Source organism: Streptomyces sp. NPDC058678, assembly GCF_042714835.1.
Lineage (GTDB): Bacteria > Actinomycetota > Actinomycetes > Streptomycetales > Streptomycetaceae > Streptomyces.
The window spans coordinates 82,917-94,744 of the sequence record NZ_JBHXSG010000015.1; the positions used below are offsets into that span (position 1 = coordinate 82,917).

General features: G+C 70.9%; 9 protein-coding genes. 7 read left to right on the plus strand and 2 right to left on the minus strand.

From position 1 onward, the window contains the following. Nucleotides 1–3 precede the first annotated feature (3 nt). The 7 genes from ACFWWR_RS16415 (at nucleotide 4) to ACFWWR_RS16445 (ending at nucleotide 10,539) form a co-directional block, all read left to right on the plus strand. On the plus strand, nucleotides 4–519 hold the full coding sequence (locus ACFWWR_RS16415; RefSeq protein ID WP_384303898.1) for a DUF4396 domain-containing protein: 516 nt from the start codon (nucleotides 4–6) through the stop codon (nucleotides 517–519). 150 nt (nucleotides 520–669) lie between these two features. Then, the gene (locus ACFWWR_RS16420) at nucleotides 670–1,365 is read left to right on the plus strand and encodes a LuxR C-terminal-related transcriptional regulator (RefSeq protein ID WP_384303824.1); all 696 of its coding nucleotides are present in this window, start codon (nucleotides 670–672) and stop codon (nucleotides 1,363–1,365) included. A 198-nt stretch (nucleotides 1,366–1,563) separates the two neighbouring features. Continuing rightward, nucleotides 1,564–6,780 carry a family 43 glycosylhydrolase gene (locus tag ACFWWR_RS16425; RefSeq protein ID WP_384303827.1) on the plus strand — a complete coding sequence of 1,739 codons (5,217 nt, stop codon included), beginning with the start codon at nucleotides 1,564–1,566 and terminating at the stop codon, nucleotides 6,778–6,780. A gap of 23 nt (nucleotides 6,781–6,803) precedes the next feature. Further along, the gene (locus ACFWWR_RS16430; protein ID WP_384303830.1) at nucleotides 6,804–7,622 is read left to right on the plus strand and encodes a class I SAM-dependent methyltransferase; all 819 of its coding nucleotides are present in this window, start codon (nucleotides 6,804–6,806) and stop codon (nucleotides 7,620–7,622) included. Further along, nucleotides 7,619–8,797, plus strand: coding sequence for an NUDIX domain-containing protein (locus tag ACFWWR_RS16435; RefSeq protein ID WP_383866986.1), 1,179 nt, complete (start codon nucleotides 7,619–7,621; stop codon nucleotides 8,795–8,797). The genes ACFWWR_RS16430 and ACFWWR_RS16435 overlap by 4 nt, the downstream gene beginning before the upstream one ends. Before the next feature lie 44 nt (nucleotides 8,798–8,841). Next, nucleotides 8,842–9,225 (plus strand): DUF779 domain-containing protein, encoded by a 384-nt coding sequence (locus ACFWWR_RS16440; protein WP_383866988.1) that lies wholly within the window; start codon nucleotides 8,842–8,844, stop codon nucleotides 9,223–9,225. Between the two features lie 75 nt (nucleotides 9,226–9,300). Continuing rightward, nucleotides 9,301–10,539 (plus strand): phosphodiester glycosidase family protein, encoded by a 1,239-nt coding sequence (locus ACFWWR_RS16445; RefSeq protein WP_384303833.1) that lies wholly within the window; start codon nucleotides 9,301–9,303, stop codon nucleotides 10,537–10,539. A gap of 19 nt (nucleotides 10,540–10,558) precedes the next feature. Here ACFWWR_RS16445 and ACFWWR_RS16450 read toward each other — a convergent pair whose 3' ends face one another. After that, nucleotides 10,559–10,753 carry a hypothetical protein gene (locus tag ACFWWR_RS16450; protein ID WP_383866992.1) on the minus strand — a complete coding sequence of 65 codons (195 nt, stop codon included), beginning with the start codon at nucleotides 10,751–10,753 and terminating at the stop codon, nucleotides 10,559–10,561. A gap of 109 nt (nucleotides 10,754–10,862) precedes the next feature. Next, nucleotides 10,863–11,720: a phosphatidylinositol-specific phospholipase C/glycerophosphodiester phosphodiesterase family protein gene (locus tag ACFWWR_RS16455; RefSeq protein WP_383866994.1), complete on the minus strand. Its 858-nt coding sequence runs from the start codon at nucleotides 11,718–11,720 to the stop codon at nucleotides 10,863–10,865. Nucleotides 11,721–11,828 lie beyond the last annotated feature (108 nt).

Genomic DNA, 11,828 nt, shown 5'->3' on the forward strand with positions numbered 1-11,828 from the left:
GACATGGACCACACCGCTCACGACACCGGCACCGCGCACCACCACGCCGCCCACGAGAGCCATCACGACCACGGCACACCGGGCGGAGCCTCCTGGGGAACGGCCGTCAAGGCGACGCTGCACTGCCTGACCGGCTGCGCCATCGGCGAGATCCTCGGCATGGCCATCGGCACCGCCCTGGCGTGGGGCAACGCGCCCACCATGGTCCTGGCGATCACGCTCGCGTTCCTCTTCGGCTACTCCTTCACGCTGTTCGCCGTTCGCCGGGCCGGCCTGGACCTCAAGACGGCGATCAAGGTCGCGCTCGCCGCCGACACCGTCTCCATCGCCGTGATGGAGTTGGTCGACAACGGCATCATCGCCCTGACCCCCGGCGCGATGGACGCCGAGTTGTCCGACGGACTGTTCTGGTCGGCCCTGCTCGGCGGTTTCGCGGTCGCCTTCCTGATCACCACACCGGTCAACAAGTGGATGATCGGCCGCGGCAAGGGCCACGCGGTCGTCCACGCCTACCACTGACGCCTTCCGGAGTGCCCCGTCATGCGCCTGAAGCACTCAGAATGTGATCCACACCACAACAGAAACGGCACCGTTTCGATAGCCGTCGGGGCTAGCCTTCCCATGTGAACGAAACAGTTTCGTTCAGGCGGTGAGAGGGGTATGCCCGGCATGACTTCCGTACTCGTGGTCAACGATCAGGCACTGCAGCGTCTCGGCTTCCGGATGCTCCTCGCGGCGCAGCCCGACCTGACGGTCGTCGGCGAGGCGTCCGGCGGATTCGAGGCGGTCCGTTTGAGCGCCGAACTGCGTCCCGACGTCGTCCTGATGGACGTCCGCGTTCCCGACAGCGGCGGCATCGAGGCCATCCGCCGCATCACCCGACCCTCCACCCTCCCCCACTCCTCCGGTGCCGCCGGAGCCGTGCGGACCCCGCCTCAGGTCCTGGCTCTGACCAGTGCGGGCCTCGACGGGCACACCCAGGCCGCCCTGCGCGCCGGAGCCCGCGGGTTCCTCCTCGAGGACGCCACCCCGGACGAACTGACCGCGGCCGTCCGCATCGTCGCCACCGGGGACGCCGTCATCACCCCCGGTCTGACCCGCGCGCTCATCGACGCCGTACGCCAACAACGCCCCTCCCGTCCCACCGAGCGGGAGGCCGGACTCGACCGCCTCACCGGACGCGAACGCGACGTGCTGATCGCCGTCGCCTCCGGCTGGTCCAACACGGAGATCGCCACGCGGTTGTCGATCGCCCCGACCACGGTGAAGTCCCACGTCAGCAACATCCTCGGCAAGATCGGCGTCCGCGCCCGGGTCCAGGCCGTGGTGTTCGCCTACGAGTCCGGCCTGGTGCGGCCGGCCTGACACCGATCCGGTTCCGGCCCAGAGCACCCACGGTCCACCCCCTCACAACGTTCGACCTGTCGGACATCGTTCGAAACCTCTTGACGCTGCACCACACCCCGATTGACACTCTCGCAACACGACGTCACACAGCCGAAACAGCGGGGCGCCCCTGGCCGAGGCCCCTTCGTCAACCGTGTCTCAGCAGGGGAACTCCACATGACGCACATCGCACGACTGCGCGCCCGCGCGAGACGCTGGGCGGGCCCTCTCGCCGGACTCACCGCCGCGTCACTCTTGCTGGGCCTCGCCGGTCCCGCCGCCCCCGCCCAGGCGGAACCGACCGCGGACACCGCGGAGATCACCGACGGCCTCGCCCTCTGGTACCCCCTCGACGCCGCCTCGGGCGCCACCGCGACCGACGCCTCCGGCAACGGCCGGACGGGCACGGTCAACGGCACCGCCGGCTGGTCGCCCTCCGGTCAAGGGCTCGCCTTCAACGGGTCCGACACCTACATCAAAGTGCCGGACGACGTCATGAAGGGCATGAACGCGGTCACCGTCTCGATGGACGTACTGATCGACTCCGCCCAGAGCACCCCGTACTTCCTCTACGGCTTCGGCAACTCCAGCGGTGGCAACGGCAACGGCTACCTGTTCACCACCGGCAACTCCTTCCGCACCTCCATCGCCACCGGCAACTGGTCGACCGAGCAGACCACCAGGCCCGCCGACTCCCACAACCTGACCCGCGCCGCGTGGAAGCACGTCACCTACACGCAGACCGGCAGCACCGGCGTCCTCTACGAGGACGGCGTCGAGGTGGCCCGCAACACCTCGGTCACGATCACCCCCGGCGCCATCGGCTCCGGCAGCACCACCACCAACTACATCGGCAAGTCCGTGTACTCCGGCGACAAGCTGTTCAAGGGCCGGATCCGCGACTTCCGGATGTACGACCGGGCGCTCGCCGGTACCGAGGTCGAGCAACTCGCCCTCCCCGTCGCCACTCAGGGCGTCGCCGACGACAAGGCCGCCCTGACCCTCGGCGACACCAGCGCGGTCACCACCGACCTCGACCTGCCGAAGACCGGCCCCGTCGGCGGCTCCGCGGTCGGCTGGGCGAGCGACAACCCCGCCGTGGTGTCCGAGACCGGCAAGGTGACCCGCCCCGCCGCCGGGCAGCCGGACGGCCACGCCACCCTCACGGCGACCCTCAAGAAGGGCACCGTCACCGACACCAGGTCCTTCGACGTCACGGTGCTCGCCGCCTTCGACGACGAGACCGCCACCCGGCAGGCCGCCGAGGCGCTGACCGTCCACAACCTCGACGACGTACGCGGCAACCTCACCCTCCCCGCGGACGGTATCTACGGCACCCAGGTCACCTGGGCCTCCGCGCAGCCGGACGTGGTCGCCGCCGACGGCACGGTCCACCGCCCCGCGCACGGCGACGGCGCCACCACCGTCGACCTGACCGCGACCGTCACCAAGGGCGAGGCCAAGACCACCCGCACCCTCACCGCCACGGTCCCCGAACTCCCCGCGAAGCAGGCCCTCAAGGGCTACATGTTCAGCTACTTCACCGGCGAGGGCACCTCCGACGGCGAGCAGCTCTACGCCGCCCTCAGCAAGGGCAACGACCCGCTCAAGTGGCGGGAGTTGAACGACGGCAAGCCCGTCCTGACCTCCACGCTCGGCGAGAAGGGCCTGCGCGACCCGTTCATCATCCGCTCTCCCGAGGGCGACAAGTTCTACCAGATCGCCACTGACCTAAGGATCTACGGCAACGGCGACTGGGACGCCTCCCAGCGCACCGGCAGCAAGTCGATCATGGTCTGGGAGTCCACCGACCTCGTGCACTGGACCGACCAGCGCCTGGTGAAGGTCTCCCCCGACAGCGCCGGCAACACCTGGGCGCCCGAGGCGTTCTACGACGCGCAGCGCGGCGAGTACGTCGTCTTCTGGGCCTCGAAGCTGTACGACAACGAGGCGCACTCCGGCGACACGTACAACCGCATGATGTACGCGACGACCCGCGACTTCCACACCTTCAGCGAGCCCAAGGTGTGGATCGACCGCGGCTACTCGGTCATCGACTCCACGGTGATCCAGCACGACGGAACGTACTTCCGTCTGTCGAAGGACGAGCGGAACAACACCTCCTCGACGCCCAACAGCAAGTTCATCTTCGAGGAGAAGAGCGACTCGCTCCTGAACACGTCCTGGACCGCGGTCGCGGAGGGCATCGGCAAGGGCGCGATGAACGCCGCCGAGGGCCCGCTGGTGTTCAAGTCCAACACCGAGGAGAAGTGGTACGCCTTCCTCGACGAGTTCGGCGGCCGCGGCTACCTGCCCTTCGAGACGACGGACCTCGGCTCCGGCGTCTGGACCCCCTCCACCGGCTACGACCTGCCCGCCAAGCCGCGTCACGGCACCGTCCTCCCGGTCACCCAGGCCGAGTACGACCGCCTGCTGCGCGCCTACCAGCCCGACCAGCTCGTCGAGAGCGTCGAGGACATCGCGGTGAAGACGCGGACCGGCGAAGCCCCGGTCCTGCCGGCCACCGTGATCGCGAAGTACGCCGACGGCGTCGAGCGTCCCGTCTCCGTCGACTGGGCGGACGTACCGGAATCCGCGTACGCCCAGGCCGGCACCTTCACGGTGACGGGCACCCTCCCCGAGGGGGCCACCCTGAACGCCGAGGTCACGGTCTCCGCCGAAGGCCCCGACGTACCCGCCGACCTGCTCCTGGACTACGGCTTCGACGAGACCGGCGGCAACATCGCCCGCGACTCCAGCGGCCACGGCTACCACGGCACGTATGTGCGGACGCCCGACTTCGGGACCGGCGTGGACGGCGGTTCGTTCAAGATGTCCGGCGGTACGAGCAGCTCCACCACCTCGCCGTACGTCAGAATCCCCAACGGCGTCCTGAAGAACGCCGACAGCGTCACCGTCTCCACCCACGTCAAGTGGAAGGGCGGGGACAACTTCCAGTGGCTCTTCGGCCTGGGTCCCGACAGCAACAAGTACCTCTTCGCCTCTCCCTCCAACGGCGGCGGCAAGCTCTTCTCCGCGATCACGAAGGCCACCTGGTCGGGTGAGAAGCAGATGACGGCGGGCTCCCCGCTCACCCCCGGCAAGTGGCAGCACGTCACCGTCACCGTGGACAGCGCGACCGAGACCGCGGTCCTCTACGTCAACGGCATCGAGGCGGCCCGGGCCACCGGGGTCACCATCAAGCCGTCCGAGCTCTACGACTCCTCCAAGGGCTACTCCGGCTACATCGGCAAGTCCCTGTACTCCCCGGACCCGTACTTCGGCGGCGAGGTCGACGACTTCCGGATCTACAACCGGGCGCTGTCGCCCACCGAGGTCCTGGAGCTCAGCGGCAACACCACGGGCATCGCCGCGGCGACCCACCCCGCGCTGAAGACCGACGCGATCATCGACGACGCGGGCAGCCGGATCACCCTCCCGCTGGCCGAGGGCAGCGATCTCACGGCCCTGGCGCCGGAGTTCGCCCTCGCCCACGGCGCGTCCATCAGCCCCGCCTCCGGCACGCTGCACGACTTCACCGAGCCGGTGACGTACGAGGTGACCGGCTCGGACGGCGCCAAGCGCACCTGGACGGTCACGGCGCTGGAGATGAAGAGCCCGGTCCTGCCGGGGCTCAACGCCGACCCGAACATCGTCAGGTTCGGCGACACCTTCTACCTCTACCCGACCACCGACGGCTTCCCGGGCTGGAGCGGCACGCAGTTCAAGGCGTACTCCTCCACCGACCTGGTCCACTGGAAGGACCACGGCGTCATCCTCGACCTGGGGCCGGACGTCAGCTGGGCCGACAGCCGGGCCTGGGCGCCGACGATCGCCGAGAAGAACGGGAAGTACTACTTCTACTTCAGCGCCGACGCCAACATCGGCGTCGCGGTCTCCGACTCGCCCACCGGCCCGTTCAAGGATCCTCTCGGCCGACCGCTGCTCAAGGCGGGCCAGCTGACCGGCCAGATGATCGACCCGGCGGTCTTCACGGACGACGACGGCACGTCGTACCTCTACTTCGGCAACGGCCGCGCCTACGTCGTCCCGCTGAACGACGACATGACGTCCTTCGACGCCACGAAGGTCAAGGACATCACCCCGAGCGGCTACAACGAGGGCTCCTTCGTCATCAAGCGCAAGGGCACCTACTACTTCATGTGGTCGGAGAACGACACCCGCGACGAGAACTACCGCGTCGCCTACGCCACCGGCTCGTCCCCCACCGGCCCGTGGACCAAGCGCGGCATCATCCTGGAGAAGGACCTCTCGCTCGGCATCAAGGGGCCCGGCCACCACTCGGTGGTCGACGTCCCGAACACCGACGACTGGTACATCGCCTACCACCGCTTCGCGATCCCCGGCGGCGACGGCACCCACCGCGAAACCACCGTCGACAAGCTGGAGTTCGACGCGGACGGCCTGATCAAGAAGGTCGTCCCGACCCTGACGAGCATCGACCCGGTGACCGTCGTCCACGCGGGCCCCGACGCCGAAGGCACCGAGGGTGACGCGATCCGGATCGACGGCACCGTCTCGGGTGCCGGCGGCCCGAAGTGGACGGTCGCACAGGATGCGCCCTGCACGTTCGCGGACGCCGCGGCGGCCCGGACCACGATCACCTGCACGGACAACGGCAGCTACGAGGTCACCCTCACCGGCGGCCGCAGCAGCGACAAGACCACCGTCGCCGTCGCCAACGCGGCTCCGGCGATCACCTCCGCCGAGGGCCCGAAGTCACCCGTCGCGGCGGGCAGCCGTACGGCCGTCACCACCACGTTCGCAGACCCCGGCACGGGTGACACCCACACCTGCACGGTCGACTGGAAGGACGGCACCGAGCCGACGGCAGGCACCGTCACCGCCTCCGGTTGCACGGCCGCCCACACCTACGCCTCGGCAGGTATCCGCCGGCCCGTGGTCACGGTGACCGACGACGACGGCGGCTCGGACCGTACGACCCTGCCCGAGCTGGTCGTCTACGACCGGAGCGCCGGCCCCGCGTCCGGAGTCGGTGTCATCACTTCGCCGGCGGGCGCCTACCCCACCGAACCCGCTCTGACCGGCCTTGCCGCCTTCTCCTTCGCCGCCGACTACAAGAAGGGCGCCACCGTCCCGTCCGGGACGGCGACCTTCGACTTCGGCGCGGCCCGGCTGAAGTTCCGCTCCACCGGCTCCGACTGGCTGGTGGTCACCGGAACCCGAGCCGTTTACCAGGGATCCGGCACGGTGGGCGGCACGGCTGGCTACGGTTTCCGTGTCACCGCCACGGACGGCCCGGACACCTTCCGCATCGAGATCTGGAAGAAGTCCACCGGTGCCGTGGTGTACGACAACACCACGGGGGCGAAGGCCATCGGCGTCGTCACCGTCGAAGGCCGCCGCCGGTAAGCCGACCAGGGGAGGACGCCCTCATGACCGGACCGCAGCAGCAGACCGGGACGACCATCGGAGACGTGTTCAGCGCGGGGTCCGAGGAGTTCCACCGCTGGTCGCCGCTGCTGTGGGATCCGGTCGGGGAGGCGACGGCCGCCACGGCCGCGCCCGGTCCCGGGGAGCGGGTGCTGGACGCCTGCTGCGGGGCCGGGGCGTCGGCACTGCCCGCCGCGCGTGCCGTCGGCCCGGCCGGAGCGGTCGACGGCGTCGACCTGTCCGGCGCACTGCTGGACATCGGCACCGACCGGGCCCGGCGGGAAGGGCTGCGGAACGTCCGCTTCCACCGGCACGACATCACCACCTGGCCCGCTCCCGACGGCGGCTACGACCTGGTGCAGTGCGCGCTCGGGGTGTTCTTCTTCCCCGACATGGACCGGGACACCGCGGCCCTGACCCGTCTGCTGCGTCCCGGCGGGCGACTCGCCGTGACGGTGTGGGAGAAGGGGGCCCTCGCCGGCTGGTGGCAGGCGCTCAGGGGTGCGGTGGAGACCCAGCGGGCCTGGCCGGACTCTCCACAGACGGCCCAGCACGCCCGCATCGACACCCCCGAAACCCTCGGCGCCTGGCTGCAGGGCCTCGGCCTCACCGCCGTGCGGGTCGAACGCCGGCGGCTCGCCGTTCCCCTGACACCCGACACGGCGTGGGACCTGGTCGTGGGCAGCGGCACCCGCGCCCTGCTGCACGGCCTCGACCCCGCCGCCGCCGAGAGGCTGCGCACGGAGTTCACGGCCCGCCTCGCCGCCGCCTCCGTGACCGATCTGGACGTACCCATCCTCACCGCCACGGCCGCCGCGTGACGGGCCCGCACTCCTTCGACCCGGACGGGGCCGAGTCGGTCAACGCCGACGCGTGGAACGCGTACGGAACCCATCACCTGCGCCGCGGCACCGTGTTGCCGGAGGTGGAGCGGATCGACTGGGGCTTTTGGAGTACCGGGCCGGGGGACGAGATCCTGGGCGAGCTGTCGGACCGGCGGGTCCTCGACCTCGGCTGCGGTCCCGCCCGGCACGCCGCGCACCTCGTCCGCGCCCACGGCGCCCGCGTGGACGCGGTCGACTCCTCACCGAGTCAATGTGAACGGGCCCGCGCCCGCTACGGCTCGCTGCCCGGCCTGCGACTCGTCCAGGCCGACGCCGTCGAGCACCTGCGTGCGGCCGAGCCGTACGACGTCATCTACTCCGTCAACGCCGTGCCGTACATCGATCCCCGTCGGTTGCTGCCCGCCCTGGCCGACGCACTCAGGCCCGGCGGCACGCTGTGTTTCACCGTGCTCCACACCAACTCGCGGGGCGACGGGCCCTCGTCCGTCGTCACGGCGCGGCCCGAGATCCTGCCGCTCGCCGGCGGCGGCGAGACGAGCGTGCGGATGTGGGTCCTCGCCCCCGAGCTCTGGTCCGACCTGCTCGCCGAGCACGGACTGCGGGTCGAGCGGGTCGATGTGCTCGACTCTCCGGACGAGGGCAACAACGCCTCCTACCGGGTCTTCCGGGCGACCCGCCCCGCCCGCGTCTCGTCGCGCCCACGCACCTCCCGGCCGCCGGTCCCGCACGCGGCGATCGGTGTGGGCGCCATCCTGCACGGCCCTCGCGGGCTGCTGCTGGGCCGGCACCACAGGGGCACCTGGGAGCTGCCCGGCGGCACGGTGGAACCCGGCGAGTCGTTCCCGGAGACGGTCGTGCGGGAGCTACGTGAGGAGACCGGGATCGACGCCCACCCGGACGACGTACGGCTCCTCGGCACACTCCTCGACCACGTCGACGGTGTCGTACGGCTCACCGTGGCCACCCGAGTGACGGCGTGGCACGGAGAGGCGGGCGACCAGCCCGGCGAACGCGTCGGCGACTGGCGCTGGTTCCCCCTGGACCGGCTGCCGGAGAACCTGTTCGTGTGCAGCGCCCAGGGCCTCACCGCCTGGCGCCCGGACCTGCCGATCGACCACACGCCGGCCCACTTCACCCCGTACGGCGGCTGACCCGCAACCCGCTCGCAACCTTTCCCGTGCTGCACTCGGTGACCATGCCCGAAGAATCCGCGCCCCCCGTCCACGACGACGCCCCCCGCGTCCAGCTCACCCCCGCGGCCGCCGACCTGCTGCGCCGACTGCGCGAGACGCACGGTCCGCTGATGTTCCATCAGTCCGGCGGCTGCTGCGACGGCAGCGCCCCCATGTGCTACCCGGCCGGCGAGTTCCGCACCGGCGGCTCGGACGTGCTGCTCGCGGAGCTGGACGTGGCCGGGGTCGAGGAGCCGGTGACGTTCTGGATGTCACGGAGCCAGTACGAGGTGTGGAGCCACACCCGGCTGATCGTGGACGTCGTCGCGGGCCGGGGCAGCGGGTTCTCGCTGGAGGCCCCCGAGGGGGTGCGTTTTCTCACCCGTTCGCGGGTCGTCGGCGCCTAGCCACCCGGACGGCCCTCGCCGTCTGGTGCACTTCCTCTGAGTCCTGGGACAGTTGACGAGACCTCAGGGGGAACTGTGACGCATCGTCAAGGGTGGTTCGGCGCGGGCAGATCGGCACTGACATTGCTCACGGCACTCGGCACGCTGGCCGGTGCGGCCCTGGTGGGGGCGGCGCCGGCCGACGCCGGGCAGACGCGCACCCGGATCGCGTCGGGTGTCGGGTACGAGCAGTTCGACATCCGAGCGGCCAAGGGGCTCGCGAAGGCCCATGTGCTGACCGTCGACCTGCGCAACCCGCGCGTGCGCGTGGACCTGCTGCACCCGGGGGCGGTGGCCGCGCGGGCCACCGTCTCCCGATTGGCCGACGCGAGGGGCGCCGTGGCGGGCGTCAACGGCGACTTCTTCAACATCACCGAGACCCAGCACCCGGGCGTCGAGGCCACCGGCGCGAGCGTGGGACCGGCGATCGCCCGGGGCCACACCCTCAAGGCGGCGGTCCCGGACGGCCAGCGGTTCGGTCCGGCGCTGCCACCCGGTACGAGCACCGAGGACGTGATCGGCGTCGGCATCGACCGCCGGGTCCGGATCGGCGCGCTGGCCCTCGACGGCTCGGTCCGCACAGCGGAGGGACGGCTGCCGCTCCGCGGGCTGAACCAGTACGCGCTGCCGGTCGGGTCCGTCGGGGCGTTCACCGCGGACTGGGGCAGCGCCTCCCGGGTCCGGGCGACCTGCGGCACGGACACGGACCGAGCCGCCCCGTGCAGTACGGACACCCACGAGGTGACGCTCCGCGGCGGACGGGTCGTGTCGGCCGCGACCCGCCCCGGCAGCGGGCCCATCGCCGCGGGTACCACCGTGCTCGTCGGACGCGAGGCGGGCGCGCAGCAGCTGCGGAAGCTGTCCGCGGGCGAGGCGGTGACGGTGCGGCACCGGCTGGTGGCGTCCTCGTCGCGGATTCCGTACCGCTTCGCGCTCGGCGGCTACCCGGTCCTCCGGTACGGCCGGCCGCTGCCGGGCCTCGACGACACCACCTCGGCCGTACGCACGGCCGTGGGTGTCGCGGACGGCGGACGGCGCCTCCTGCTGCTCGCGCTGGACGGGAGGCCCGAGTACCGCTCCGGCCTGACGATCGCCGAAGTGGCAGATTTCCTGCGCGAGTTGGGTGCGGCGCACGCTTTCAGCCTGGACGGCGGCGGCTCGACGACCCTGGTCACCCGCAAGCCGGGCGCCACCGCCGTCGCCGTACGGAACAACCCCTCCGGCGGTGCGGAACGCCCCGTCCCGAACGGCATCGGCATCTTCTCCAAGCCGTAGGCCCCAGGGACTGAGGGCCTCAAGGTCTCAGGCTGCTGACGATGCCCGCCGTCGCCGTGAGGCCGCTGCTGATCGTGGGCGCGATGCTCGTGCCGGCCAGACAGAAGCCGAGCAGCAGGCACACCAGCGCGTGCGAGACCTTCAGCCCGCCGTTGCGCAGGAAGATCACCGCCAGGATCAGCAGCAGCACCACCACAGAGATGGAAATCGCCATCGTCAACCTCCTCCACCACGCCCGGTTCGCGGCGTTCGGCCGCAAGTGTGGCGTAGTGGAGGCTTCGTCCGGGCAGCTGACCTGTCCTCCGAACGTGTGATGTCCGTGCCTACCGGTGGGCGTCCAGGAAGGCTTCCAGCCCGGCGAGGTCGTCGGTGTTGAGGTAGTCGACGTCGGCGGCGAGCAGTTCGGCCCACAGGGCGTCCCGGGCGGGGCCTGCCACGTCCGGGGTGGCCCAGAACCGGACCTTCTGCCCGCGGGCGTGCGCTGTCCGCACGATGGTCCGCAGCTTGTGCCGTTCGGCGTCCGGGAAGGCTCCCACTCCCAGCCAGGTGAAGTTGAGCGTCCAGTTGTCGCTGATCAACGGGACGAATGAGGCGGGCGCCGAGGTGCCGAGGTCGGCGAGCCGGCCGTCGTAGAAGGCGCGCCGGACGGTCTGCGCCTCCATGGGCGTACGGGCGGCGCGGTCTCCGGAGATCACGGCGGTGACCGGGCCGGGCAGGACGCGGCCGTGGGCGTACGCCGTGAACAGGTGCTTGTAGCGCCTGAGATGCCGGTCGAGTGCGAGGTACGTCGACGAGCCCTCGGTCTTGATGTCGATGAGCAGTTGCAGGGGCTTGCGGTAACCCCGGTACACGGATCCGTGGTTGGCCCGGACGCGGGCGGCGAGGGGGGCGAGGTAGAGGGATTCGAGGGTGCGGGCCGGGTCGAGGTCGACCGGGTCGTGGGCGACGAGGAGCTGGTCGTCGACGAGGTAGATGTCGGCCTCGACGCTGCCGAACCGGTGGTCGAGGGCGTCGAGGAGAGGGCGCGGGTGCTCGTAGTCGTTGTGGGCGTGGGCGCGCCACAACGGCCGCGGGCCGTGCCTCTGTTCGCCGGCCAGCGCACTGGCGGCGGGCAGGGCGACCGTGCCGGCGAGGGCGGCGCCGAGGGTGGTGAGGGCTCTGCGACGGGTGGTGAGGGCCATGCTCTGCCTCCCTGGTAGGCCTTACGGGACCGCAGAGAGTATGCGTTCCGGAAGGGCCCAAGGAGCAGTGCCGTGAGAGGAGTTGGCCGGACTGCCGCTGTCCGTTCA

Excerpts from the sequence above, each read along its gene's own strand:
- ACFWWR_RS16430 (WP_384303830.1), top strand. The coding sequence starts at position 6,804 with ATGACCGGACCGCAGCAGCAGACCGGGACGACCATCGGAGACGTGTTC.
- ACFWWR_RS16450 (WP_383866992.1), bottom strand. The coding sequence starts at position 10,753 with ATGGCGATTTCCATCTCTGTGGTGGTGCTGCTGCTGATCCTGGCGGTG.
- ACFWWR_RS16415 (WP_384303898.1), top strand. The coding sequence starts at position 4 with ATGGACCACACCGCTCACGACACCGGCACCGCGCACCACCACGCCGCC.
- ACFWWR_RS16440 (WP_383866988.1), top strand. The coding sequence starts at position 8,842 with ATGCCCGAAGAATCCGCGCCCCCCGTCCACGACGACGCCCCCCGCGTC.
- ACFWWR_RS16425 (WP_384303827.1), top strand. The coding sequence starts at position 1,564 with ATGACGCACATCGCACGACTGCGCGCCCGCGCGAGACGCTGGGCGGGC.
- ACFWWR_RS16420 (WP_384303824.1), top strand. The coding sequence starts at position 670 with ATGACTTCCGTACTCGTGGTCAACGATCAGGCACTGCAGCGTCTCGGC.
- ACFWWR_RS16455 (WP_383866994.1), bottom strand. The coding sequence starts at position 11,720 with ATGGCCCTCACCACCCGTCGCAGAGCCCTCACCACCCTCGGCGCCGCC.